The organism is Halorubrum trapanicum, assembly GCF_017873555.1.
Lineage (GTDB): Archaea > Halobacteriota > Halobacteria > Halobacteriales > Haloferacaceae > Halorubrum > Halorubrum trapanicum.
Window position 1 is genome coordinate 136,067 of sequence record NZ_JAGGKE010000007.1, and the last position, 25,296, is coordinate 161,362.

General features: G+C 71.6%; 22 protein-coding genes, 1 tRNA gene and 1 pseudogene. 11 read left to right on the forward strand and 13 right to left on the reverse strand.

Annotated features, from left to right (window positions below):
- Positions 1–28 precede the first annotated feature (28 nt).
- Positions 29–427 (forward strand): DUF5778 family protein, encoded by a 399-nt coding sequence (locus tag J2744_RS09635; protein ID WP_209547282.1) that lies wholly within the window; start codon positions 29–31, stop codon positions 425–427.
- Between the two features lie 34 nt (positions 428–461).
- Positions 462–1,109 (forward strand): alpha/beta hydrolase, encoded by a 648-nt coding sequence (locus tag J2744_RS09640; RefSeq protein ID WP_209547285.1) that lies wholly within the window; start codon positions 462–464, stop codon positions 1,107–1,109.
- 4 nt (positions 1,110–1,113) lie between these two features.
- On the opposite strand, the gene J2744_RS09645 is transcribed toward J2744_RS09640, so the two are convergent.
- The 6 genes from J2744_RS09645 to J2744_RS09670 all read right to left on the reverse strand — a co-directional run bounded on the left by J2744_RS09645 (position 1,114) and on the right by J2744_RS09670 (position 6,647).
- Positions 1,114–1,443 (reverse strand): transcription factor S, encoded by a 330-nt coding sequence (locus tag J2744_RS09645; protein ID WP_209547288.1) that lies wholly within the window; start codon positions 1,441–1,443, stop codon positions 1,114–1,116.
- Between the two features lie 403 nt (positions 1,444–1,846).
- Positions 1,847–2,938 carry a putative sulfate/molybdate transporter gene (locus tag J2744_RS09650; protein WP_321169797.1) on the reverse strand — a complete coding sequence of 364 codons (1,092 nt, stop codon included), beginning with the start codon at positions 2,936–2,938 and terminating at the stop codon, positions 1,847–1,849.
- An 88-nt stretch (positions 2,939–3,026) separates the two neighbouring features.
- Positions 3,027–3,683, reverse strand: a complete 657-nt coding sequence (locus J2744_RS09655) for a hypothetical protein (RefSeq protein WP_209547291.1) — start codon at positions 3,681–3,683, stop codon at positions 3,027–3,029.
- Positions 3,680–4,627 carry a hypothetical protein gene (locus J2744_RS09660; RefSeq protein WP_209547294.1) on the reverse strand — a complete coding sequence of 316 codons (948 nt, stop codon included), beginning with the start codon at positions 4,625–4,627 and terminating at the stop codon, positions 3,680–3,682. Before J2744_RS09660 ends, J2744_RS09655 begins: the two co-directional genes overlap by 4 nt.
- A gap of 94 nt (positions 4,628–4,721) precedes the next feature.
- A complete protein-coding gene (locus J2744_RS09665; protein WP_209547297.1) occupies positions 4,722–5,558 on the reverse strand; it encodes an RAD55 family ATPase in 837 nt (278 codons plus the stop codon).
- Between the two features lie 3 nt (positions 5,559–5,561).
- Entirely contained in the window at positions 5,562–6,647 is a 1,086-nt protein-coding gene (locus J2744_RS09670) for a beta-ribofuranosylaminobenzene 5'-phosphate synthase family protein (RefSeq protein WP_209547300.1), read from the reverse strand.
- 168 nt (positions 6,648–6,815) lie between these two features.
- Here J2744_RS09670 and hemC point away from each other — a divergent pair, with 168 nt between their 5' ends.
- The 4 genes and pseudogenes from hemC (at position 6,816) to J2744_RS09690 (ending at position 10,405) form a co-directional block, all read left to right on the forward strand.
- Positions 6,816–7,976 (forward strand): hydroxymethylbilane synthase, encoded by a 1,161-nt coding sequence (gene hemC / locus J2744_RS09675; RefSeq protein ID WP_209547303.1) that lies wholly within the window; start codon positions 6,816–6,818, stop codon positions 7,974–7,976.
- Positions 7,969–8,715, forward strand: a pseudogene (cobA, locus tag J2744_RS09680) (uroporphyrinogen-III C-methyltransferase); the annotation flags it as partial. The gene hemC and the pseudogene cobA, both read left to right, overlap by 8 nt.
- Before the next feature lie 257 nt (positions 8,716–8,972).
- Positions 8,973–9,749 carry a uroporphyrinogen-III synthase gene (locus J2744_RS09685; RefSeq protein ID WP_210113152.1) on the forward strand — a complete coding sequence of 259 codons (777 nt, stop codon included), beginning with the start codon at positions 8,973–8,975 and terminating at the stop codon, positions 9,747–9,749.
- A gap of 251 nt (positions 9,750–10,000) precedes the next feature.
- Entirely contained in the window at positions 10,001–10,405 is a 405-nt protein-coding gene (locus J2744_RS09690; protein WP_210113153.1) for a hypothetical protein, read from the forward strand.
- A 52-nt stretch (positions 10,406–10,457) separates the two neighbouring features.
- Here J2744_RS09690 and J2744_RS09695 read toward each other — a convergent pair whose 3' ends face one another.
- Positions 10,458–11,786, reverse strand: a complete 1,329-nt coding sequence (locus J2744_RS09695; RefSeq protein WP_210113154.1) for a 5'-deoxyadenosine deaminase — start codon at positions 11,784–11,786, stop codon at positions 10,458–10,460.
- Between the two features lie 530 nt (positions 11,787–12,316).
- Entirely contained in the window at positions 12,317–12,817 is a 501-nt protein-coding gene (locus J2744_RS09700) for a CBS domain-containing protein (RefSeq protein WP_210113155.1), read from the reverse strand.
- A 135-nt stretch (positions 12,818–12,952) separates the two neighbouring features.
- On the opposite strand from J2744_RS09700, the gene J2744_RS09705 reads away from it, so the two are divergent.
- On the forward strand, positions 12,953–13,447 hold the full coding sequence (locus J2744_RS09705; protein WP_210113156.1) for a metal-dependent hydrolase: 495 nt from the start codon (positions 12,953–12,955) through the stop codon (positions 13,445–13,447).
- Positions 13,448–14,157: 710 nt separating this feature from the next.
- On the opposite strand, the gene J2744_RS09710 is transcribed toward J2744_RS09705, so the two are convergent.
- Positions 14,158–14,311, reverse strand: a tRNA-Met gene (locus J2744_RS09710).
- Between the two features lie 202 nt (positions 14,312–14,513).
- On the opposite strand from J2744_RS09710, the gene J2744_RS09715 reads away from it, so the two are divergent.
- Both J2744_RS09715 and J2744_RS09720 read left to right on the forward strand, forming a co-directional pair.
- Entirely contained in the window at positions 14,514–15,899 is a 1,386-nt protein-coding gene (locus tag J2744_RS09715) for a DUF7115 domain-containing protein (RefSeq protein ID WP_210113157.1), read from the forward strand.
- Positions 15,900–16,002: 103 nt separating this feature from the next.
- Positions 16,003–17,238 (forward strand): mechanosensitive ion channel family protein, encoded by a 1,236-nt coding sequence (locus tag J2744_RS09720; RefSeq protein WP_210113158.1) that lies wholly within the window; start codon positions 16,003–16,005, stop codon positions 17,236–17,238.
- A 23-nt stretch (positions 17,239–17,261) separates the two neighbouring features.
- Here J2744_RS09720 and J2744_RS09725 read toward each other — a convergent pair whose 3' ends face one another.
- The 3 genes from J2744_RS09725 to mutS form a co-directional block, all read right to left on the reverse strand.
- Positions 17,262–17,780: a hypothetical protein gene (locus J2744_RS09725; protein ID WP_210113159.1), complete on the reverse strand. Its 519-nt coding sequence runs from the start codon at positions 17,778–17,780 to the stop codon at positions 17,262–17,264.
- Positions 17,781–17,860: 80 nt separating this feature from the next.
- Positions 17,861–19,675, reverse strand: a complete 1,815-nt coding sequence (gene mutL, locus J2744_RS09730; RefSeq protein ID WP_210113160.1) for a DNA mismatch repair endonuclease MutL — start codon at positions 19,673–19,675, stop codon at positions 17,861–17,863.
- Complete coding sequence (gene mutS / locus J2744_RS09735) at positions 19,665–22,595, reverse strand: DNA mismatch repair protein MutS (protein WP_210113161.1); 2,931 nt, start codon at positions 22,593–22,595, stop codon at positions 19,665–19,667. Before mutS ends, mutL begins: the two co-directional genes overlap by 11 nt.
- 115 nt (positions 22,596–22,710) lie before the next feature.
- Here mutS and J2744_RS09740 point away from each other — a divergent pair, with 115 nt between their 5' ends.
- On the forward strand, positions 22,711–23,277 hold the full coding sequence (locus J2744_RS09740; protein ID WP_210113162.1) for a J domain-containing protein: 567 nt from the start codon (positions 22,711–22,713) through the stop codon (positions 23,275–23,277).
- 37 nt (positions 23,278–23,314) lie between these two features.
- Here J2744_RS09740 and mobA read toward each other — a convergent pair whose 3' ends face one another.
- Positions 23,315–24,019, reverse strand: a complete 705-nt coding sequence (mobA, locus tag J2744_RS09745; RefSeq protein ID WP_210113163.1) for a molybdenum cofactor guanylyltransferase — start codon at positions 24,017–24,019, stop codon at positions 23,315–23,317.
- Positions 24,020–24,168: 149 nt separating this feature from the next.
- On the opposite strand from mobA, the gene pdxS reads away from it, so the two are divergent.
- A complete protein-coding gene (pdxS, locus tag J2744_RS09750; protein ID WP_210113164.1) occupies positions 24,169–25,077 on the forward strand; it encodes a pyridoxal 5'-phosphate synthase lyase subunit PdxS in 909 nt (302 codons plus the stop codon).
- Positions 25,078–25,296: the final 219 nt, after the last annotated feature.

A 25,296-nucleotide genomic window follows, 5' to 3' on the forward strand; every position in this document is an offset into this window, starting at 1 on the left:
TTTGTAACCGGAGTTGGAAAGGGAACGCATGAGCGAGACCGTCGATTCGGACCTGTACACCCGCACGAAGGCCCTGCTCGAACCGGGCGACATCGAGCTGGTGGGCTGTATCGTCCACACGGACCTCGACGGCCAGCAGGACCTGGAGATGCACGAGCTGACGGTCGCCGCCAACGAGGTCATCGCCGACCACGCGGGGAAAGGCGAGACGTACATCGAGGCGGGCAACGACGACACGAACTTCTCGTCGAACCAGTTCCAGGGGCTGACGCTCGACGGCGAGGCGTTCGTCTGGGAGTGCCAGCAGCTGCTGCGCGACGGCGCCTTCGACATCGTGTTCTACTACGAGGCGAACGTCGACCAAGAGGCGCTCGCGGCCGACCTCGAAGCGCTCGACGACGTCGACCGCGTGACGCAGGTCCCGTGAGCGGGAGCGACTGCGAGGCTCAGATCCGACTCCAGTGAGCGACACCGTCCTGATCCCCGGCGGCCGCGACGTGCGCGCCAGTCTCGACACCGCCGCCAGCGACGGGTCCGAGGTCGGCTCCGGCGACGCGCTCCGGGCCGACGCGGTCGTCGTCGCCTGCCCGCCGCACCCCCAGCAGCGCGGCCACCGCGGCGACGAGCGACTGACGGCCGCGAGCGACGCCCTGACCGACCGCGGAATCGACTGCCTCCGGTTCGACTACGGCGACTGGGACGAGGGGTACGGCGAGACCACCGACGCGGACGCGGCGGTCGGCTGGGCGCTCGACCGCTACGACCGCGTCGGGCTGTTCGGCTTCTCGTTCGGCGGCACGGTCGCGCTCGTCGCGGCCGCGTCGCGGCCCGAACTCGCGGCCGTCTGCGCGCTCGCGCCGACCGCGCGGCTGAACGCGGACGTCGACGCGGTCGCCGCGCTCGGAGCGGTCGTCGAGCGGGGCGTGCCGGTCCGGGTCCTGTACGCGACGCGCGACTCGACGGCCGACTGGAGACCCGTGGTCGAGCGCGCGGCGGAACTGGGGATCGAGACGGTCGCGTTCGAGTCCGACCACTTCTTCGTCGGGCGGAGCGGGGAGGTTGGCGAGGCGGCCGCGGCGTTCCTCGGGGCGCGGCTGAGCCGGGAGTGACGGCTCAGTTGTACCCGCGCCAGCGGTGGCCGCACTCCTTGCATTTAAAGAAGCGCGTCGGCGGCTCGTCGGCCGCGCCGGTCTGTTTGATCGTGTACCACGCCTCGCCGTGGCCGCACTCGTCGCAGACGATATCGTTCGCGGTGGGCTTCCCCTCGAAATTCGCGCCCTCCTCGGTCTCGATCACCTCGTCGCCGGTCTGTTCGGTCGTCGACTCGAACTCGGCCGCGAGCGCCTCGTCGCGCTCGGCGGTGCCGCCGCAGTCGTCGTTCTGACACACCATCTCCCCGTCGCGAGAGACCATCATCGAGCCGCAGTCGTCACAGAACTGCATATACGTGTTTGATACGGCGTCGAGCGGTTTAGGTCCGGTGGGTACGGTCGAATACGTGGTGTGACGTGAGGAAGGCGTTTTCCGAGTGTTCGAGGGGGTCAAGCGATCGACGGCGAACACCGCCAAAGCCCCAGTCGCGAGGACTCGGGGGCCTCGCTGTGGTCCTCAGTCGCTCGCGTCGCTCGCTCCTTGCGGTCCTTGCGTCGGCCGCCTTCGTCCTCGCGACTGCCCCTTTGAGTCCCACCCGACCGCAACCGCACAGCGCCTCACGCCTCCCCAGCCTCGTCGCTGGCGGCTGGCGCCGCCAGCGACTCCCTCGCGCGTGCGACTCGCGGCCTGTCGGCCGCTCGTCGGCACGCGCCACCGCATTGTCCGTTTAACTCAGTCGAGGCCTACAGACACCTCATCCGCTAATTCGCTCCCACGCGAGGTGGACGGCGATACCGACGAGGAACGCGACCCCGAGGTTGGTCGCCAGCGCGAGGAGGCCGATGCCGACGGAGAGTGCGCGGTTGCCCGAGTCGGTGACGTTGCGCGCCAGGGAGACGGCGACGATCGCGAGGAGGGCGCCGAGCATCGCCAGCGGGAACGCCGCGATCAGCGCGGGCGTGGCGAACAGGGCGGCGACGAGGTAACCGGCGCCGAGGACGACGTTCGCGCCGCCGGTGCGCGCGCCGAACGCGTGCTTGCCCGCCACGCCGTCGCAGCCGTGACACATCGGGATCCCGCCGAGCGGCACTGCGATCAGGTTCATGACGCCCATGCTCGTCGACAGTTCGTCCGGCGTCACCTCGGCGTCGAGCAGGTCGGCGAAGAGGAGCGAGGTCGCTAAGGCGGCGTTGCCGATGGTCATGGCCAACTGTGCGACCACGCCGTCGAAGGCCGCGCGCGTGAGCGCCGCACCGAACGCCGGCGTCGGCGGCGCGCCGGGCAGTCGCGGCGTCGGAATTCCAGCGACGACGAGCGCGGTCGCGACGCCGACGAGCGCCACGGCCAGCGCGCTCGCCTTCCCGCGGCCCGCGAGCGCGAACGCGGCGGCGATACCGACTCCGACGAGCGCCACGACCGGGTCGTCGATTGCGAGTCCGATCCCCGTCTCCAGCAGGACGAGTCCCACCGCGAACTGGACGCCGCGGATCACCGGCTCGCCGATCCACCGCTCGACGTACGCGAGCGTCCCCGTGAGTCCGATCGCGAGGAGGACGACGCCGAGGATCAGGCCCGCGAGCGCGAGTTCGGCGTAGGTGAGCGCGCCCGCGACCGCGAGCGCGGCCAGCGCCTTCATCGGCTCGACCGACACCGGCAGCCCGTAGCGGACCCCCCAGACGATCTGGAAGACCCCGAACGCGACGAGCGCGTGCGGGAGCGACACCTCCGTCAGCAGCGCCAGCGCGACGACGAGCGGGACAACCGTAATCGAATCCCCTATCGCGCCGGTGACCGCCCCCCGCCCGAACTCGACGGATCTCCCTTCCCCGGAAACGGATATACTCACGGGACGAACGTCCTATCGGCTGCGCGCGCTTGAACATGTTCAGAAATCTCTCGGGGTCACGCGAAGGACTCGAAGAAACGTATTCCGGTTATTCCTCGTCGAACGCGGGGTCCTCCGCGTCGACCATCGGACAGTTCCGGACCCGGAACCGGGAGAAGTCGACCGACTCGACGATGTCGGTCCCCTCGTGGGTACACGCGGTCTCCGGGGGCGCCGAGAAGTGCGGGCACTGCTGACAGTAGCTCCGCTTGTCGACCACGCGCTCGTCGCCGCCCGCGCCGGCTCCCGCCCCCGGTCCGCCGAACCCCGTCGCGTCGCCCGGATCGACGCGAGAGCCGCTTTCGGCGTCGAAACCGGTCGCGTCGGCGCCGACGGACGACTCCTCGTCGAGCGCCGCCCACACGTCCTCTTCGCCGACGTCGCCGACCTCCATCGATTCGAATGGATCCTCGCCGTCCGAGGCATCACCTGCGTCCGCGTCCAGCTCGGCGAACGGGTCGTCCGCCGGTGCGGCCGGTTCGGGGTCGCCGTGGGACGACGCGGCCGCGGCCGCGTCGGTAGCCCCCTCGTCGCCCTCATCGACCCCGTCGCCGAGGGCCGCGAAGGGGTCGTCGACCTCGTCCGCATCGTCGCCGTCGGCCTCCGCGAACGGCTCTTCGGTCGCGTCGCTCGGTCCGTCCCCGAAGAGCTCGTCGCCGAACGGGTCGTCGCTCGCGTCGTCGTCCGGCCGGTCGCCGTCGCTCATCGACCGCCGCCCTCCGACCCGCCGTCGCTCGCGGCGGCGCCCGTCGGGTCGCTCGTTCGCCCTCTCTCGCCGCGGTCGCCGTCCGCGACGTCGCCGTCGATGGCGGGCCGGTCCGCGACGAGCAGCCTGGACGTACCGAGGAAGCCCGTGTTCGGCTCCAGATCCTCGAACCGGCGCCCGCAGTGGGGGCACTCAGGCGTCGACAGCAGCCCCAACTCCACGCCGCCGCCGCAGTGGTCGCAGTCCGCGCTCCGCACGCCGTGTCGGTTCGCCGTCCGCGTCAGCGCGTCCAGGCGCTCCCGGTCCGCGCGGTCGCGCTCGGCCGCGTCGAGCCGGCGTTTGACCTTGACGACCGCGTTCGCGACGCGAGAGAGCTTGTCGTCGATCTCGGCCAGGTCGTCGGCGGAGATGTCGGCGAGGTCGGACTCGACGGCCGCGACCCGGTCGTCGACCTCGTGGAGGCGGTCGTCGAAGGCGTCCAGCCGGTCGCGGACCGCCTCCAGCTCGTCGAGACGGGCGTCGAGCGCGTCGAGTCGGTCGCCGAGGTCGTCGACCCGATCCGAAGAGGGCGCGTCGACGACCGCCGCGTCGAGGCGGTCCAGCCGGCCGGCGATCCCCTCCAGTTCGTCGGCGAGTTCGTCGAGGTGCGCCGCGTCCGCTGCGGGCGCCCCGTCACCGTCGCCTTCCGCGGCGGCGTCGAGCGACTCCACCTCGCGGTAGAGGTCGACGAACCGCTCTCGGAGGTCGGCGATCTTCTCGTCGACGTCGTCGTCGAGGTCGTCGAGGCGCGCCTCGATCGCCGCCACCTCCTCGGCGTCGGGGACGTCGATCCCCTCGGACTCCGCGAGCGCGACGAGCGCGCGCTTGAGGAGCTCCTCGCGGCTCACGCCGGCGTCCTCCGCGGCGGCGGAGAGGGCGGCCGCAGCCGGGTCGAGGTCGCTCATCGCGGGTCCTCCGTCATCTACGTGTCGTTGAGCGGCGAGGCTTAAGTAACCTGTCGCGGCGTTCTCCGGATCGATACTCGGCGTTAGGCCCGCGTTATCGAATCTTCCGAACGTCGCTGATGTCGAACCCGCCCTCGTGGATCTCGGTCTCGAAGCGGACGATGTTCTCGGCCTCCAGCCGCGAGAGCACGCCGCGGAACTCGCGGACGAACATGGTCCGGGCGCGCTGGGAGCCGCCGCTCTCCCACGAGAACTGGAGCGTCCCGCCCGCGGCGTCCATCAGGGTGCCGAACTCGCGGTCGCGGAGCGCCTCGGTGTTCACCAACACGAGGACGAGGGCGTCCCACTCGTAGGCGGCCTTCTTTAACCCCTTCATCACCATCGCCACGTCGCTCCAGTCGGTGTCGTCGGAGACCATCGAGACGAGGTCGGTGACGGAGTCGATACAGACGAGGCTCCCCTGCCCGTGTTCCGAGAGGTAGTCGCCGAACGCGGTGAGCACGTCCTCGTACTCGCCGCGCTCGCCGAGTTCGGTGATCGAAGCCGTCTCCGTCTCGTACCAGTCGCGCGGTACCGGCGACAGCTGGAAGTACTCCGGTGAGAGATCGCGGAAGGAGATTTCGTCGACCGCCGCGTCGACGATTTCGTCCGCCATCGTGTACTCCATCTCCCGGGTGATCGCGCCGGTGTCGGCGGTGAAGGAGATGTAGTGGACCGACTCGGGCAGGCTGGCGTCGGCGTCAATGTCGCCGTAGTACAGGTCGAACAGCTCCTCGTCGGCGCCCGCTAAGGCGTTCATCGCGGCGCTGGTGTAGCAGAACTCCCGGGCGCCCGCGCCCGCCTCGCCGGCGAGCAGAACGACGCTCCCCGGCGGCGCCCCGCCGCCGAGGATCGAGTCGAGGCGCGCGACCCCGAACGGAAGACTGGACATGGCTTACGCCCCGTCGCCGCGGGGCTTAGTGTTACCCCTCTCCGGGTCCGCCGACGGCGAGTCCGGTCCGCCCCCGGCGGCGATCCGCGCGCCCTCGTTCGCCGCCCGGACGACGGCCACCTCGCCGCCGACGCCGGCCGCGTCGAGCGCGCGCTCGCCGGCCTCGGCCGCCGCATCCGCGTGGTCCGCGTCGGTGACGCCGTAGACGGTCGGTCCCCACGAGGACTGCCCGGCGCCGAACACCGGAGAGGCGCCCGACAGCGACGCGACGACCTCACCGACCGGAGGTCGGTACACCCCGCCCTGCTCGTCGGCGTACCACGCGCCGTTGAGCCGGCCGATCTCCGCGACCGCGGCGCCGAACGACTCCGCGTTCCCCGTCGCGATCGCGGGAAGGACACGTCGGGTGACGATCCCGCCGATCCGGTCGGCGATCCCCGGCTCCGCGCGCTCGACCGCGGTCCGCATCGCGTCGTCCTCGGCCGCCCCGCTCCGGCCGGCGTCCGCGTCCGGCTCGACGAGCAGGAACCGCCAGTCGTCGGGGACGGTGTGACGCGCGGCCACGGGCGGGACGGTCCACTCGCCGTCCGCGGGGCGGTCGGTGGTGAAACGGGCGGTCGGGTGCCCGGCGTCGAGGACGAAGCCGCCCCTCTCGAACGTCGCGACGCCGACGCCGGAGCGCCCGCCGCGACCGAGCGCCGGGGCGCGCTCGCGAACTCGGGCCGGCTCGCCGTGGGCGGTCGCGACCGCCGCGAGCGTCGCCGCCGCCAGCTGCGTCCCGCTGCCGAGACCGGCGTGGCGGGGGAGCGACTCCCGGACCGTGATGCGGGCGCCGTCGACGCCGAGCAGATCGGTCGCCGCGGTCGCGTACTCGCGAGCGTCGTCGCGCACGGTGGGGGTGGAACCGGCCGGGTCGCCCGCGGCGGATCCGGTCTCGACCGTCACGCTCACCTCCGGGACCGGTTCGGCGTCGACGACGACCCGAGGTGCCGCGAGTCCGACGCCGAGGGCGCCGTACAGCCGCTCGTGCGAGAGGCTGAGGTTACAGAAACCGAAGTGGAGCCGCGCCCCGGCGCTCGCGCGTGCCATAGTCGTCTCCGGTTTCGGGACGGACTGATAAAGGGTGCGTGACCGTGGCGGGAGTTGCCCCGGAAGCCGATCGAGGGCGGGAGCGGCCCGGAGACCCCGTCTCTCGGTCGCGGTCGCCGAGGCGACCGAACTGGTGCGCTTTTGAACGCGGGGGACCTCGGTCCGCCTATGACCGAAACGCTCAGGCTCGCGACCCGCGGGTCGGACTTGGCCCTCCGACAGGCCGAGACCGTCCGCGAGGCGCTGTCGAGCCGACGCCGCGACGTCGAACTCCGGCAGGTGGAGACGCGCGGCGACCAGATCCCCGACGAACTGATCCACCGCCTCGGGAAGACGGGCGCGTTCGTGCGCGCCCTCGACGAGGAGGTGCTCTCCGGCGACGCCGACCTCGCGGTCCACTCGCTGAAGGACCTCCCGACCGAGGAGATGGCGGACCTCGTCGTCGCGGGCGTCCCCGAGCGCGCGCCCTCCGGCGACGTGGTCGTCCACCCCGACGGACTCGGCATCGAGGACCTCCCCGCGGGCGCCGTCGTCGGCACCGGCTCGCTCCGTCGCGGCGCGCAGATCCGGGCGGCCCGCCCCGATCTCACCGTCGAGCCGATCCGCGGCAACGTCGACACCCGGCTGGAGAAGCTGCTCGCGCCCGGTCTTCAGGCGGAACACGAGCGGCGCCTGATCGCCGCCGGCGAGGAGAGCGCGCTGACTGCGGAGGGCGGCGACGCGGAGGATGAGGGTGACGAAGCCGACGCCGACGAGGCGGACGCGGACGAGGTCGACGCCGACTTCGACCGCACCGTCGAGGAGTGGTTCGACTCGCTGTCGGACCTCGAACGCGCGGCGATGGAGCGGCAGGTCGAGACCGAGTACGACGCGGTCGTCCTCGCGGAGGCCGGGCTCCGCCGCTCGAACCTCTTCTACGAGGTGGAGACGACGCGGCTCCCGCGAGAGGAGTTCGTCCCCGCGGCCGGGCAGGGCGCCATCGCCGTCACCGCGAGCGACCCCGACGTGATCGAGGCGGTCCGCGAGGCGGTCGACCACCCGCGGACCCGCGTGGCGGTCACCGTCGAGCGGACGGTCCTCGGCGAGCTCAACGGGGGCTGCGTCGCGCCGATCGGCGTCTCGGCGCTCGTCAAGGGGGAACACGTCCACGTCCGGGCGCGGGTGCTCTCGACGGACGGCACCGAGGAGGTGGCGGACACCCGAGACCTCCCGATCCGGTCGCACGCGACGGCCGCCGCGGAGTTCGCCGCGGACCTCGCGGACCGCGGCGCGGACGACCTGATCGCCGAGGCGCGCGACGAGGCCGCGGAGGCGGGGACCGATGACTGAGGGCGGTTCCGGCACCGGGGCGGGACCCGGATCGAACGCGGACGAGCCGCCGACCCGCGGCCGCGGCGATCGGGTCGGCACCGTGTTCCTCGTCGGCTCCGGGCCGGGGGATCCCGACCTGCTCACGGTGAAGGCGAAGCGGCTGATCGAGTCGGCCGACGTGGTGCTCCACGACAAGCTCCCCGGGCCGGAGATCCTCGGCGAGATACCCGAAGCGAAGCGCGAGGACGTGGGGAAACGCGCCGGCGGCGAGTGGACGCCCCAGGAGTACACCAACCGGCGCATGGTCGAGCTGGCCCGCGAGGGGAACCGCGTCGTCCGGCTGAAGGGCGGCGACCCGTTCGTCTTCGGCCGCGGCGGCGAGGAGGCGGAACACCTCGCGGAGGCGGGAATCCCCTTCGAGGTCGTCCCCGGCGTCACCTCGGCGATAGCCGGTCCCGCGGTCGCCGGCATCCCGGTGACCCACCGCGATCACGCTTCCTCGGTCTCGTTCGTCACGGGCCACGAGGACCCGACGAAAGACGAGTCAGCGGTCGACTGGGACGCGCTCGCGGCGACGGGCGGGACCATCGTCGTGCTGATGGGCGTCGGCAAGCTGCCGGCGTACACCGCCGCGCTCCGCGACGCCGGACTCGACGGCGACACCCCGGTCGCGCTCGTCGAGCGCGCCACCTGGCCGAACATGCGCGTCGCGACCGGCACGCTCGACACCATCGTGGACGCGCGCGACGAGGCGGGGATCGAACCCCCGGCGATCACCGTCATCGGCGACGTGGCCGCCACCCGCGACCGCGTCGTGACCTTCCTGGAAAACGCCGGCTCGGCGCCGGTTCGATCGGCGAGCGAGGGGGACGAATCTGGAGAGGACGAATCTGGAGAGGACGAATCTGGAGAGGACGAATCTGGAGAGGACGAATCTGGAGAGGACGAATCTGGAGAGGACGAATCGGCGGAGGGCGGGGAAGACGGTACCCCGACCGACGGGGGTGACGGGGCGTGAGCGGAGGCGGGTCGCGCGGGCCGCGCGTGGCCGTCTTCCGCCCCGACGACGAGCGGATCGAGTCGGCGGTCGAGCTGCTCCGGTCGCTCGGCGCGGAGCCGGTCTCCGATCCGATGCTCGAAGTCGAACCGACGGGCGCCGTCCCCGCGGACGCGCCGCTCGTCGTGCTCACGAGCAAGACCGGCGTCGAACTGGCCGCAGAGGCCGGCTGGGAACCAGGAGACACCGATCTCGCCGCTATCGGTCCGGCGACCGCCGCGGCCGCCCGCGAGGCGGGCTGGACCGTCGACGTCGTCCCCGAGGAGTACACCTCCGCCGGCCTCGTCGCGGCGCTCGAACCTCGCGTCGCGGGCGAGCGCGTCGCCGTCGCGCGGTCGGACCACGGCAGCGACGTCCTCCTCGACGGCCTGCGAGAGGCCGGTGCCGACGTGACGGAGACCGTGCTGTACCGGCTCACGCGACCGGCCGACGCGGGCGACTCCGCCGAGTCGGCCGCCGCGGGCGACCTCGACGCGGTCGCGTTCACCTCCTCGCTGACCGTCGAGAACTTCCTCGCGGCGGCCGAGGACCGCGGCGTCGACGACGAGGCGCGCGCCGGGCTGGCGGACGCGGTCGTCGGCGCCATCGGCCCGCCGACCGCGGAGACCGCCGCCGACAACGGCGTCGCGGTCGACGTGATCCCCGACGAGGCGTCGTTCGAGGCGCTCGCGACCGCGGTGGTCGACGCGCTCGACGACGAGGCCGCGGACGACCCCGACACCGGCCGAAGGTAACCCGGTTCGGAGCTCTCCGCCGTCGCCGTCGGCGGGAGTACCGTCCCGTTGGAGCAACAGATCCACACGCCGACGGCGGATCCCAAATATCTCGACCGAAAACCATAGCGAACGCGTCCGTCGACGATCGGTCGGAGGCCTCCAGACCGTTCCCTTTCGCGCGATCTGGGCGTTCGACGTGTTTCTCACAGAATACCAGATATGATATTTTGAAACGCGGCTTTATAATCAGGAGCGTGATATCGAAGAGCATGGAACCGAGCGAGCGCTGGCTGCTGCGGGTCGAGGACGACGTCCTCGTCGTCGAGTTCCCCCACGGAACTGGACTGAGCCCCGCGGACGGCGAGGCGCTGCTCGATCGGTGGCGGAGCGCGACCACTCCCGGCGAGGTCGAGGCCGTCATTATCATCGTGCGGACGAGTCGGCCGTGTTCGGACGCCGGGCGGCGGGCGCTCCGCGAGTCCGCACAGATCGCGGTCGCCCGCGGCGTCGAGCGCTTCGCCGTCGTCGGCGAGCGCTCGAAGCGGCGGTACCTCAAGCGGACTATCGACGTCGAGGACATCGAGGTCGAGGCGTTCAACGACCCGTCGGCCGCCGCGACGTGGGCGTCGTCCGTCGACTCCGACTCGTCGTCGTCGATCGAGACGACGCTGTGAGACCGGCGCGTCCGCGCTTCTCTCCTCCTCGGTTAGTCTGACTGTCGCCGATTCAGACCGGCGCGTCCGTCTCGATCCCCGCCTCTTCGACGACGCGTTTCGCCTGGCGAGTGGCGCGCTCCCGGACCGCGGCGGCGTCGATTCCGACGTGCTCGCCGTCGGCGTAGCGGATCTCGCCGTCGACCATCGTGAACACTACGTCGTCACCGTGGGCCGCGTACACCAGGTGCGAGAGCGGGTCGTGGAGCGGCGTGGCGCGGGTCAGGTCGGTCGTGACCCCGATCACGTCCGCGCGCCGGCCCGCCTCGAGCGTGCCGAGCCGGTCGAAGCCGGCGGCGCTGGCGCCGTTCTCCGTCGCCATCTCCAAGACGGTCCCGGCGGGGAGCCGGGTCGGGTCGCGGGCGTCGACCTTCCCGAGGAGGCTCGCCTGCCGCATCTCCGTGAAGGCGTCGAGCGTGTTGTTACACGGCGGGCCGTCGTTACCGAGCGCGACCGCGATCCCGCGGTCGAGGTAGTCCTGGACCGGCGCGATCCCCGAGGCGAGCTTCATGTTCGAGGAGGGGCAGTGGGTGACGACCGTGTCCGTCTCCGCGAGCACCTCGCGCTCGCGCTCGTCCGTGTGGACGCAGTGCGCGAGCGTCACGTCCGGCCCCGTCAGCCCCACCTCGTCGAGCCAGAGGACGTTGCGCTTGCCGGTGTCGGCCTCGACCGTCTCGATCTCGTCCTCGTTCTCGCTGGCGTGGGTGTGGATCGTCACCCCGTCGTACCGGTCGGCCAGCTCGCGGCAGCCGCGCAGGCACTCCTCGGTACAGGTGACGGCGAACCGCGGCGTGACGGCGTAGCGGACGCGACCGTCGGCTGCGCCGTGGTACTCTCGAATGAGGGACTCGCTCTCCGCGAGCGCGGCGTCGGTCTCCTCCAACAGGCCGTCCGGCGAGTCGCGGTCCATCAGCACCTTCCCGAGCCGCGCGCGGATCCCCGTCTCGATCGCGGCCTCGAACGCCTCCGCGGCGTGGTTCACCGAGAGGTGGTCGACGACGGTCGTCGTCCCCGATTCGAGACACTCCAAGTATCCCAACTCGGCCGCGGCCCGGGTGGCCTCGGCGTCCATCGCCGCCTCCATCGGGAGCACGGCGTCGAACAGCCAGTCGAGGAGGGCGTCGTCGTCGGCGATCCCCCGCCCCAGCGACTGGACGGAGTGAACGTGGCCGCCGACGAGACCGGGCGCGACGATGTCGAACGCGCGTCGCTCGTGGTCGGGGTAGCGCTCGCGGAGGGTAGTCTCTTCGCCGACCGCGGCGATCGTTTTCCCCTCGACGACGACGGCGCCGTCGGGGATGACGGTCTCTGAGTCGGCGACGACGGTTCCGGCTAGCAGCATGTCCGTCCGTTCCTGACGGTCGACCGGTAAGAGGCTGTCCGTTCGGCGGCTCGCGTGACTCCGACCCGTGCGGGGCTGCCAAGCGATTTTACTGAGAGAACAGCGCGGTGGCGCGTGCCTGCGAGCGGTCGCCCCCGGCGACCGCGAGACAGCACGCGCGAGGGAGTCAGTCGCCGGAGCGAAGCGGAGGCGACTGACGAGGTTGGGGAGGCGTGAGGTGCTGTGCGGAGCGGTGGGGGTGGGACTCAAAGGGGCAGCTGGGAGGGCGGCGCAGGCGTTCACGAGAGCTTCGCTCTCGTGAGCCAATCAGAACGCGAAGCGTTCTGATGACGACGTAAGCACCGCAGGAACGACCGTAGGGAGTGACGAGGAGCGCAACGAGCGTGCGCCGCCCTCCCAGCTGGGGCTTTGGAGATGGTCTCCGCGGAAGCAACTACGTATCACCGAGCGGCTGGGGCTTTGGAGACTATCTACACCGAGTCGCGGCCGACTGTATCTAAATGTCCGTCAAGACTGTTGTCGCCCTCAGTTTACTCTAGTCGGCGGTCGCGGAACGCGCGGATCACGTCTTGGCGCGCGATGATGCCGACGAGGCGCCCGTCCTCATCGACCACAGGAACGCGATTAATATCTGGCTCGTCGCCGACGAGCAGGTCGAGGACCGCGTCGACGCCGGAGTCCGGCGTCACCGTCGCCACGTCGGCGCTCATCACGTCGGAGACGGGGCGGTCCGCGTTGCGGATCATGTCGACGCCGAGGTCGAGGTCGGCCCACGGGCGCTTCACCTGATAGGAGAGCGTGTCCACGAACGGCGGGAGTCCGATCGGGATCCACAGCGTCTCGTCTTCGGGTTCGAACAGGTCCACGAGGTCGGACTCGGTGATCACGCCGACCACCCGCTCGTCGTCGTCGACGACCGGGAAGCCGCTGAACTCGTAGCGGGCGAACCGCTTGAACACCTCGGCGACGTCGTCGTCCGGCGACACCGTCTTTACGTCCGGTTCCATCAGGTCGCGGGCGGTCAGCGTCATACCGGACGGTCGCGGCGGGAGGCCGTAGTCGTTTCGCCCCGCATCGAAACCGGGGATCCGCGGGACGGCGCCGAGCGCATGGCCCGCCGCTTCGCCGACGTAACGGACTTACGCGCCGGGGACGCAGTCGATCGCATGCACCGCAACGGCCACGTCGGGGCGTCGCTCGCCGTCTACGCCCCGTTCGGGTTCCTCGTGACCGCCCTCGCCTCGATAGAGGTCGGACTCGTCGGCGCCGCCGGCGTCGCGTCGCTGGCGATGGTCCCCGACCTCGACATTCGCGTCCCCTTCGTGAAGCATCGGGGGATCACGCACACCGTCTGGTTCGCGCTGCTCGTCGGGGTCGCCTTCGGCGTCGTCGGGCTGGCGCTCGGGTTCCAGAGCGGGGTCGCCGCCGCGCTCCTGTTCGGCGGCGCCGGGTTCCTGTTCGGCGCCGTGACGATCGTCTCGCACCTCCTCGCCGACGCGCTCACGCCGATGGGAATCCGACCGTACGCGCCCGTGTGGGACACCGAGTACACCCTCGACCTGTTCACGGCGGCGAACCCGCTCGCGAACTACGGGCTGTTGGGGCTGGGCGGCGTCGTCGCCGCGGTCGCGCTCGTCGCCGGCGCGGCGGTCCCGGTGTAGGAGGCCACGGGAACTCGACACACCCGAGAAGGTAGAGAATTCTATAGTGCTAAGATAAGAGATGTATAGAATCAAATTAACGCGCGAAATATCTTGATGTCCACAACCGCTGTTATGTGTTATGTCAAACACATAGAAACCGATCGAGTTCGAACATCCGAACGTACAAGGGGTAGACTCAACTCTAATTCGACAGCAGACGCCAACGCGTGATGCGCTGGTGAACTGCGAGTGATCGGATATACGAGAGCTGGCGCATCGGAGCTCTGCGCTGTAAAAGTCACTCTGGAGGTGTTAGCGCATCTCTGAGAAAACCACGGTGACAACCGTCATCTGCGGCACCGTTCTGGTCCTGACAGGGCACCCAGAGGGTATCGTCTTGATGACGGTTGCGCTTATGTCACACGTCGGGTAGGTTGCCCGACGAGTCTTCTCCTTTTTTGATCAGGTGGTTAGCCCGATTGACGGTGGAGACTGGTCCGTGGCGGTGGGTGTCTCCGCCTAATAGTGGGACATCGTATCCCATTAAACTTTCCATAGTGTGGAAATACTCTGTAGAAACCCTGTGAAGCGCATTTTACGAATAAACCGTCCGAGTAGGAGCGAATTCTCAAAGTCGGTGCACAGTTCGTTCTCATCAACGAACGGTCCGTTACCGCACGATAGACCAATGACGACCTCGTCACTGGCAACGTAAACGGATTGTAGAATGGCCGGGGTGGGCTCCGAACCCACGATCTCCGCATGTCCCAGGTCCGAGGCTCGGCGGAGCCACGGGAAGGACGCGGACGCTTCCAAGGCGTCACCGCACCGAATCTCTGAACCCTATGAGTGCGGCGCTATGTCCAGCTAAGCCACCCGGCCTCACCAGTTCGTACCGCGATGAGACCCTTTAACCTTCCCATCCGTCGGAGGGTTGTGAACCGATCGCAGATCCCCGCAGGCTGGCAGTTCCGGGGCGATACGGTGCCGGAGACGCCCGCGATCTCGGGCGCGACGAACGCGCTCGACCCGCGCTCACCGCCGACCCAGCGGATTTATGCCGGGCGCGGCGTATCCCGGGCGTATGAGCCTTCCCGAACTGCTCGCGGGGACCGTCGGCGACGAGGAGGTCGTCGCCGAGGTGCCGCTGGGCGGCGACGATCGACTCGCGGTCACGCCCACCCGGACCCTCGTCTACCGCGGCGACGGACTCCTCTCCGACGAGTCCGTCGACGAGTACGACCACGACGTCGAGCGCATCGAGGTCTCGGCGGGCCGCCGCAAGTCGAAGATCACCCTCGGATACGGTCTCGACGGCGACGAGACGCTCTCGGTCCCCTCGAAACGGGTCGACGACGTCCTCCACCCGATCCTCGCCGGCGTCCTCTCGTCGAGCGGCGTCACGGGACCGGGCGAGACCGTCGTCCGAACCTTCCGCTTCTCGGAACTCACCCTGATAGTCACCAGCGAACGGCTGGTCAAACACGTCGGCTCTGCCGTCTGGGACCCCGAGTTCGAGGAGTTCCACTACGCGGACCTCACCGGCCTCGACTTCGAGGAGGGGACCGTCGCCACCGCGGTCGTCCTCGTCCACGACGGTCGCTCGGAGCGGTTCAAAGCGCCGAACGAGTCCGCTCGGGCGGTCCGGGAGACCCTCGCCGACGCGGTGTGTTCGTTCCACGGCGTCGAGAGCGTAGAGGAGTTCCGCGTCGCCGCCGCCGAGGCGGACGAGTCGACGACGGACGGGAAGTCGGGCGGTACGACCGACTTCGGCGAGGGACCGGACCCGCTCTCGGCGTCACCGGTCGCCGACGCGGAGGCCGACGCCGACGGAGCCGAAACGGCGTCGGACGGGGCGGTCGACGCCGCCGACGCCGCCTCCCGATCGGAGCCGGTCATCGACGGCGACGACGCCGTGGGAGAGACCGCGGAAGGGACCGACGCAGCCGGAGAAGCCGGCGCCGCGACGGAGACCGACGCCCCGGGGGCGTCGTCCGCCGAACCGTCGGAGCCGAGCGACGACGACGACCCGCTGGACGCGGACCCGCTCGCCGCGGACGCGGCCGTCGACGACGCGACCGGGGCAGATCCGGCGGATCCCCTCGACGCGGACGCGACGACGACCGCGTCCGCCGAAGGGGTCGAACGGGGGCCGACGGACGAACCCGCGGCGATGGACGGCCCGGCAGACGAACCCGCGGCGGACCCGACAGTCACCGACGCCGTGGGGGCGGACTCCGGCTCCGACGCCGGAACGATCGATGCCGACGCCGAGGACGACGCCGATGTCACCGGCCCGGACGACGACGGGTTCGACGGGTCGCCGTTCGAGAGCGCCGGCGTCGAGGACGCGGACCTCGCGAGCGAGGTCGCCGCGCTGCGGCGTACCGTCGAGGCGCAGTCCGAGCGGCTCGACCGGCAGTCGACGCTCATCGAACAGCTGATCGAAGAGCTTCGGCGAGGGCGGTGACGGACGCGACCGCCGCGGCGGCGGCGTGCCGAGCCGCCGCCCTAATTCTCTCGGCTGAGACTCGTGTCGAACGCGTTATCCGACCGGCGACGAACCCACGACCGTGACAGGCGGACTGGGCACTCGGGTCGGCGCGGTGTTGAGCGACGTCGCGACCACGGAGGGACGGCTGGCGGTCACCGCCGGCATCGCCGTCGTGACGCTCGCGGTCGGCTGGCTGCTGCTTCCGAAGGCGGTCCGCGCCGGGGAGCGAACCGCCTCGGGATGGGTCGATCGGTTCCTCGACGGCCGGGCTGGAGAGTCGGCAGAGGGCGCGGTCGAGACGCTCCGCGAGGGAGTTCCCGTCTCGTTCCTCCTGCGGATGGCGGTCGGACTCTCGCAGCTCGCGCTGTTCGCGCTGGCGGGCGTCGCCGTGCTGACGGTGTGGGGGCGATTCGACTTCGTGGTCGGAGTGTTACCCGTCGCCAGAAACGCCGTCAGGGTCGGGGGACAGGTCCTCGTCTCGGCGGTCCTGCTCGGCGGCGCCTACCTCGTCAGCGACGCGCTTGAGGCGTACGTCGCGGATCTGTCGGCCGACAGCGACCGGATCACCGCCCACCAAGAACAGCTCCTCACCCGGCTGGCGCAGGTCGGACTGCTCATCCTCGCGGGGATAACGGTCCTCGGTATCTGGGGCGTGAACCTCGGCGGTCTCCTGGTCGGCGCCGGCTTCCTCGGGATCGTCCTCGGGATGGCGGCCCGGCAGACGCTGGGGTCGCTCATCGCCGGCTTCGTGCTGATGTTCGCCCGTCCGTTCGAGATCGGCGACTGGGTCGAGATCGGCGACCAGGAGGGGTTCGTCACCGACATCACGATCATGAATACCCACATGCGGAACTTCGACGGGGAGTACGTCGTGGTTCCGAACGACCTCGTCGCCAACCAGGCGATCACGAACCGGAGCCGCGAGGGGCGCCTCCGGATCCACATGGAGGTCGGGATCGGGTACGACGACGACCCCGACGAGGCGGCCGAGATCGCCGAGGAGGTCCTCGACGGGATCGATACGATCGCGAACAACCCCCAGCCGTACGCGATCCCCTCCGGCTTCGGCGACTCCGCGATCCTGCTCGACCTCCGGTTCTGGATCGACCCGCCGACCCCGCAGGCGCGGTGGCGCTCGAAGGCGGTCGCGGTCGAGCGGATCCAAGAGCGCTTCGCCGACGCCGGCATCTCGATCCCCTACCCGCAGCGGACCGTCTCCTATCCCCCCGAGACGGCGGAAGCGGAGGAGACGGTCGAGCGCGTCGAGCGGATCGACGAGGACGGCGACGAGCGGTCGAACGATCGACCCGCCTGAGGCTCCCTCGGCTCGGGCGGCCGTTATCTATCCGACGGCCCGGTGTAGCCGCTCGGCAGCTCCGTCCCGCGGCCCGTGAACAGGCGCTCGAACCGCTCGATGCGCTCCAGGATGTAACTGAGCGCCGCCGTGAGCGAGTTGGCGCCGATCGAGAGCAGGTGGCGCGCACCCTTCGTGCGGTCGGCGTGATAGAAGCTGATCTCCCCTTCCGGCTCGGTGTTCCGCTCCGGCATCACCACCAAGTCCTGTCTGGAGGGACCGTGTCGGAAGACGAGGACGTCCGTGAGCGAGTCGGCGCCGTAGGTGACCACGTCGTGGAGGACGCTCCACTTCGGCGGCGTCTCCTCCGCGAGCGCGTCCGCGTCGACGACGTTCCGCATCGTCGTCGCGGTCGAGACGCGCTCTAAGCCCGATCCGCGCCGGTTCCGAAGCCACGCGAGCAGTCGCTCGACGAGGTCGCGGAAGCCGTCTGGCGCCGAAAAACGGCCGCCAGACCGCTCCTGCGGCAGCGAGCCTCGCGTCACTTCGGTCCGCTCTCCCATGCGAATACCCCCGGTCCCATCATGTTAATAGGTACCGGTCGGCCGCATCCGTCTCGGTAGCGGCCGCTCCGGCTCCCGGCTCACCGGTCCCGACCGAACCCGGCCGCGAACGTCTCTTCGTCGACCGAGAGGACGGTCGGCCGGCCGTGCGGGCAGGCGTACGGGCGGTCGCACTCGCCGAGGCGGTCGAGTAGGTTCCGGAGGTCGCCGTCGTCGAGACCGGAGAAGTCGCCGCGCTTCAGCGAGGGGTGACACGCCAGGTCCGCGAGCAGGGCGTCGCGCGCGTCCCGAGGGGTCTCCCGACCGCCGCTCGCCGCCGACAGCGCCGCGAGCGCGTCGCGGAAGGCGTCCGCGTCCGCGGTTCGGCCGAACGGCGCGGGGACGGTCCGCAGGCGACGCGCGCCGCCGCCGAACGCCTCGGTCTCGAAGCCGAGCGCGGCGAGGTCCTCCGAGTGCGCCCTCGCGGCCGCCGCCTCGTCGGCCGACAGCGAGACGGTCGCGGGCGGGTCGAGCGTCGCGGTCGACACCGGGTCGCCGTCGAACGCGCGGGCGAGCCGCTCGTAGTTCACTCGCTCGTGGGCCGCGTGCCCGTCGATCACGAGCAGTTCGTCGCCGGACTCGACGAGGACGTAGAGGTCGCGGAAGGCGCCGATCGGCTCGGCGTCCGCGAACGCGCCGGCGCGCGAGCCGTCGTCGTCGCCGACGGGGTCGAGCGCGGAGCCGAGGTCGGTGGCGACATCCGCCGAGCGCCGGAGGTCCGCGCCCGTGAGCGCGTCCGCGACGACCGACGCCACCGCGTCCGCGACCGCGTCGGCGTCGCGGAGTCCCACCTCGCGCTTGGCTGGGTGGACGTTCGGGTCGACGCGATCGGGCGGGATCGACGCGTCGACCGCCGCCACCGGCTCGCGGCCGTCGGGGAGGAGCCGGCCGTAGCCGTCGCGGACCGCGGCCGCGAGGCGATCGTTCCGGACCGGCCGGCCGTTCACCGAGACGCGGACGTGGTCGCGGGTGGCACGGGTGATCGACGGGTACGCCAGCGCGCCCGAGACGCCGACGTCGACGGGGGACGCGTCGCGCTCGCCGTCCGCTTCGACGTCGACGCTCGCGGAGACGGTCGTCGACCGGCTGGCGGTGTCGCGGTCGTACACGCCGAGCAGCGCGTCCGTGCGGTCGGTTCCGGGCGTCGACAGCGTCGTCGACCCGTCGTGGTCGAGCGTGAACGCGACCGACGGGTTCGCCAGCGCGTAGTCGGCGACGAGCGAGGAGACCCGCGCGAACTCCGCGTTCGCCCCCGCGAGCGACTCCCGGCGGGCCGGTCGGGTCGCGAACAGGTCCTCGACGACGACCGTCGTCCCGCGGGCGCGGGCCGCGGGTTCGACCGCGACGTCCGGCTCGCCGCCCGGCCTCCCCGACCCCGTCGCGGCCTTCGCGGTCCCGTCGACGACGACCCGTGTGCCGACCCCGTCGCCCGGGCTGGTCACGAGTTCGAGCCGGGCGGCCTCGGCGATGGCCGCGAGCGCCTCGCCCCGGAAGCCGAGCGACGCGACGCCGACCGGGTCGCCGTCGGGCGCCAGCTTGCTCGTCGCGTGGCGCTCGACGGCACGCTCGGCGTCCGTGCGGCTCATCCCTCGGCCGTCGTCCGCGACGTGGATCCGGTCTGTCCCGTCGCCGTCGACGGCGATCTCGACCCGAGAGGCGTCCGCGTCGAGCGCGTTGTCGACCAGTTCGCCGACGACTCGAGCGGGACGCGTCACCACCTCGCCGGCCGCGATCCGGTCGACCGTCGCCTGATCGAGCCGGCGGACGCGCCCCTCGTCGTCGGCCGAGTCGCCGCGGGCCTCGGCGGCGTCTCCGGCGCCGGGCGCGCCGCGACCGGCGTCTCGATCACCCGTCATCGTCGACCTTCGATTGGAGGTCGTGGAGGGCGTTCAGCGCCTCGATCGGCGTCATCCGGGCGAGGTCGAGGTCGCGGAGTTCGGCGGCGAGGTCGGGCGGCGCGCCGGCGGCGACCCCCTCGTCAGGGTCGGTCGGCGGACGCGCGGGGTCGCCCTCGGTCGGGGTTTCGGTCGACGGATCCGTCTCGGTCGGGGTGTCGCCCGCCTCCCGGCCGGCCTCGTCGCGCTCCCCCGACGCCTCCTCCGCGAGGAACTCGCGCAGCGACGCGTCGTTGTCGCGGTCGGTCTCGTCCGGGTCGGTCTCGTCTATCGCCGCCGCGTCGCCGGTCGCCCCCTCGGCTTCGGCCCCGCTCGGGTCCCGACCGCGTTCCGCCTCCTCCGCGGCGACGAGGCCGCGGGCGCGGTCGACGACGGGACCGGGAACGCCGGCCAGCTCCGCGACCTCGACGCCGTACGACGACGAGGAGGCGCCGGGGACGACCCGGTGGAGGAACGTCACGTCGCCGTCCTCGCGGGTGGCGGTGAAATGGAGGTTGAAGACGCGCTCGCGCTCGTCGGCCAGGTCCGTGAGACCGTGGTAGTGGGTCGCAAAGAGGGCTGTCGCGCCGAGTTCGTCGTGGAGGAACTCCGCGGCCGCGCGGGCGATGGCGCGCCCGTCAGTGGTCGCGGTTCCCCTGCCGACCTCGTCAAGGAGGACGAGCGAGTCGGCGCCGGCGTCGTGGAGGATCTCGGTGAGCTCGCTCATCTCGCGCATGAACGTCGACTGTCCGCCCGCGATGTCGTCGGAGGCGCCGACGCGGGTGAACACGCGCTCGAAGACCGGGAGCGTCGCCGCCTGCGCGGGGACGAACGACCCCGTCTGCGCGAGCACGACCGCGAGCGCGACCGACCGCATGTACGTCGACTTCCCGCTCATGTTCGGGCCCGTGATCACGGCGACCGAGCCGCGCGGGAGATCCGCGTCGTTCGGCACGAACGACTCCTCCGTCCGCTCGACGACCGGGTGTCTGCCGCCCTCGATCTCGATACCGGGGGCGGGATCGGCGGGGGCCGGATCGGCGGAGGCGTCGAGAGCGTCGTCGACCCCCGCTTCGGGGTCCTCCCGAAGCTCGGGGCGAACGTAGTCGCGCTCGACCGCGACCGCGGCGAGCGAGGTCAGCGCGTCGAGTTCGGCGAGCGCGTCCGCGAGGCCCTGGACCCGTTCGGTCTCGGCCGCGACGTGCTCGCGGACGTCGACGAACAGCTCGTACTCCAGGGCGTCCGCGCGCTCGGCCGCGCCGACGATCTCCTCTTCGCGCTCCTTCAGCTCCGGGGTGACGTAGCGCTCGCTGTTCTTCAGCGTCTGTCGGCGCCGGTAGTCGTCGGGGACGCGGTCGAGGTTCGCGTCGGTCACCTCGATGTAGTAGCCGTGGACCTGGTTGTGGCCGACCGACAGCGAGTCGATCCCGGTGCGCTCGCGCTCGCTCGCCTCCAGGTCGGCGACCCACTCGCGCCCCTCGCGCTCGGTGGCGCGCAGGTCGTCGAGGTCGTCGTCGAACCCCTCGCGGATCACGCCGCCCTCCGTGATCTCCTGGGGTGGGTCGGTCGCTATCGCGCCGTCGATCAGCTCGCGGACCGCGGTCAGCTCGTCGAGCCGCTCGCGGAGGTCGCGGAGGTGGTCGGTGCGGGGGCGGGCGGGGTCGTCCGCGTCCGCGCCGTCGGCATCTGTCGCGCCCTCGCCCACCGCGCCCGCGAGCGTCGCCTTCAGCTCCGGGACGACCGCGAGCGTCCGGTGAAGCGAGCGCAGGTCCCGGGCGTCGGCCCGGCCGCGCGAGACGCGGCTCACCAGTCGTTCGAGGTCGTATGCGGTCGCGAGCGCGTCGGCGATCCCCTCGCGGGCGAGGCTCCGGTCCGCGAGCTCGCCGACCGCGTCGTGGCGGCTCCGGATCGCGTCGGCGTCGACGAGCGGCCGGCGGAGCCAGCGCTCCAGACAGCGCCGCCCGAGCGCGCAGTTCGTCTCGTCGAGCGCGTCGAACAGCGTGTCGCTCGCGCCCAGCCCGCGGTTCTCGAACAGCTCCAGGCTGCGCTGGGCCGCCGCGTCGAGCCGGAGGCGGTCGCGGGGGTCGTACCGCCGGATCCGGGTCACGTACGAGAGCGGCCCGTCGTCGCCCTGCGTGTACTCGGCGTACGCGAGCACCGCGCCCGCCGCGCGCAGCTCCGCGTCGGCGTCGAATCGGCGGTCGGGCGCGGGGAGGTACGGCTCCAGCCGCTCGCTCGCGGTCCGGCGGTCGAAGGCGCTCGCGTCGTAGTCGTGGGTCGTCCAGCCGCGCGCCGCGTCGCTCGGCTCGAATTCGGGGGCGTCGGGTCCGGCGATGAGTTCCGCCGGCGCGATCCGGTCGAGTTCGCCCGCGACCGCGTCCGCGTCGCCCGACGTGACGAGACACTCGCCCGTCGAGACGTCGACGGCGGCGAGACCGACGGTTTCCGCTGACTCGGCGACCGCGGCCACGTAGTTCGTCGTCCCCGATTCGAGGAGGTCGTCCTCGACGACGGTCCCAGGGGTGATCACCTCGGTGACGGCGCGGTCGACCAGCCCGGACGCCTGCTCGGCGTCCTCGACCTGGTCGCCGAGCGCGACGCGGTAGCCCGCGTCCAGCAGCGCTTCGAGGTAGGGGGCGGCGTTGTCGATGGGGATCCCGGCCATCGGGTAGTCGCCGGTGGAGTCGGAGCGCTCCGTCAGCGTCACCTCGCAGACGCGCGCCACGGTCTCGGCCGCCTCGCAGAACGCCTCGTAGAAGTCGCCGACCTGGAATAAGACGAGCGCGTCCTCGTGGTCGGCACAGAGGTCGGCGTACTGCGAGAGCATCGGCGTGAGCGCCTCGCGGGCGGCCGCGATCCCGGGCGGCAGTCCGGTCACCGTCTCTCGGTCCGCCGGTTCCATACCCCGTATCCGGGCGGCCGCGGGCATAAACGGTGCGGAGGCGAGACGCGAGGCGCCGGCGCTCCCGGAGAGGGGTCGGCGAGAGCCTTACGGTCCTGCGACCCCGAATACGGCCGTGACGAACCGAACGATCGTCGTGGGGCTCGCCGGGACGTTCGTCGGCATGACGGCGCTGCTCGTGATCGGCGGGATCGTCCTCCACCCGATCGCCTTGGCGCTCGCGGTCCCGTTCGGCGCCGTCTCGTACTTCCTCTGGTACCACGCCACGGGTCGCCTCCACGACCAGGCCCGGCGGTCCGCCGAGCAGGCGGGACCGACGGAGCGCCAGCGCGCCAGACAGCGCGCCCGCGCGGAGGCCAACCGGGAGCGCGCGTACCGCGCCGCCGGCGCCGCCGACGGCGGCCGCGGCCCGGGACCGGGTCAGCGCGACGCCCGTGGAACCGGGAGTCGGGCCGGTCCCGACGGATCCGAGACCCGCGACCCCCGCGACCGCGCGCCCTCGACCGGCGGGATGACCGAGCGCCAGGCGTACGAGACGCTCGGACTCGACCGGACGGCCGACGGCGAGACGGTGCGCCGGACGTACCGCGAGCGCGCGAAGCGGCTCCACCCGGACGGCGCGGACGGCGACGAGGAGGAGTTCAAGCGGCTCAACGAGGCGTACGAGGTGCTGACGGACTGACGGAGCGGTCGGAAAACAGCCCGTCGTCGCCGACGACTCACTCCGTGTCGACCGCGGCGGCGACCGCCCGCTCGGCCTCGTCGAGTTCGGCCAGCGTGTTGACGTTCGTGAATGTGCGCTCGGTCGTCAGCGACCGGATCGCCTCGTCGTCGACGACGACGGCGTCCAGCCGGTCCACCAGCGCGAGCACCTTCCTGTCTCCGCGGTCGAGCGCGCGGTCGCAGGCGTCCGTGGCGGGGTCCGTCGCGTACACCGCCTGTGTCGTCTGATACCAGCGATCGTCGAGTCGCGGGACGACCGCCTCGGTCTCGGTCTCAGTGCCGCTCGCCGTCCCTGCGGCCGTCTCGCGCAGCGCCGCGACGAACGCGGGGTCGACGAACGGCATGTCGCAGGCGACGACGACGGCGTAGGGGTCGGTCGCGGCCCGGCAGGCGTTCCGGATCCCCGCCAGCGGGCCCAGGTCCGGCTCCTCGTCGAGCGCCCAGCGGACGGGGAGCGGGATCCCCGACAGCGCCTCCGCGATCGCCTCGCGCTGGTCCGGGCGACAGTTGACGACGAGTTCGTCGACGACGGGGTCGCCGCCCCCGGCGCGGTCGGCGCCCGGCGGAACCGGGTCGTCGGTCCCCGCGAACCGGTCCGCGACCCGACGGATCATCGGGACGCCGGCGATCGGCGCGACCGCCTTGTCGGCGTCGCCGAAGCGCGTCGAGCGCCCGCCGGCGAGGATGGCTCCGGTGGTCACGGCCGCGGCTTGGGCGGCGGGGGACTTCGCGGTTGCGGTGGCGACGACCCGGAGGGAACCCCGTCCCGGCTCGATCCGCGAACGGCGCTCTCGCCCGCCCATCCGCCCGAAAGCGACCCGTTAAGTGGCCGGCGACCCACGTATCTGCCATGCCAGAGGCCACGGATCTGGAGGAGCTGAAGCGGGGGACCGAGCTGGTCAAGCGCGGCTTCGCACAGATGCAGAAGGGCGGCGTGATCATGGACGTCGTCAACCGCGAGCAGGCCCGCATCGCGGAGGACGCCGGCGCGGTCGCCGTGATGGTGCTCGAACACGTCCCGGCGGACATCCGCAAGCGCGGCGGCGTCGCGCGGATGCCCGACCCCGAGCGCGTCCCCGAGATCATCGACGAGGTGTCGATCCCGGTGATGGGGAAATCGCGGATCGGCCACCGCAAGGAGGCGGAGATCCTGGAGGCGCTCGGCGTCGACATGATCGACGAGTCGGAGGTGCTCACGCCCGCCGACGACGAGTACCACACCGACAAGCGCGACTTCACCTCCCCGTTCGTCTGCGGCGCCCGCAACCTCCCCGAGGCGCTCCGCCGGATCCGCGAGGGCGCGGCGATGATCCGGACGAAGGGCGAGGCCGGCACCGGTGACGTGAACCAGGCCGTCAAACACCAGCGCACCATCAAAAACCAGGTCCGAACGCTCACCGGGCTCAACTACGAGGAGCGCGAGAAGTGGGCCCGCGAGCACGGCGCGCCCCGCGACCTGGTCCACGAGACCGCCGAGGCCGGCCGGCTCCCGGTCGTCAACTTCGCGGCCGGCGGCATCGCGACGCCCGCCGACGCCGCCCTGATGATGTACCACGGCTGCGACGGCATCTTCGTCGGCTCCGGCATCTTCGGCGCGGAGGACCCCGAGGCGATGGGCACCGCCATCGTCGAGGCCGTCAACAACTGGGACGACCCCGACGAGCTCGCCCGGATCGCGAGCGGCACCGGCAAGGGGATGAAGGGCCAGTCGAACGAGGACATGAAAGAAGAAGAGAAGCTCCAAGGCCGCGGCGTTTAAATAGGCGTTTTCGGCAGCGCGACGGTTTTTTTTTATAAGTGAACTGCGGTGGCGCGTGCCTCTGAGCGCCCGAAGGGCGCGAGGAGCACGCGCGAGGGAGTCGCGGGGGCCCGCCGCCCCCCCCCCCCGGGGGGGGGGGGGGGGGGGGGGGGGGGGGGGGGGGGGCCGGGGGGGGGGGGGGGGGGGGGGCCCCGGGCCGCCACCCCCCCAGCGCGGCAG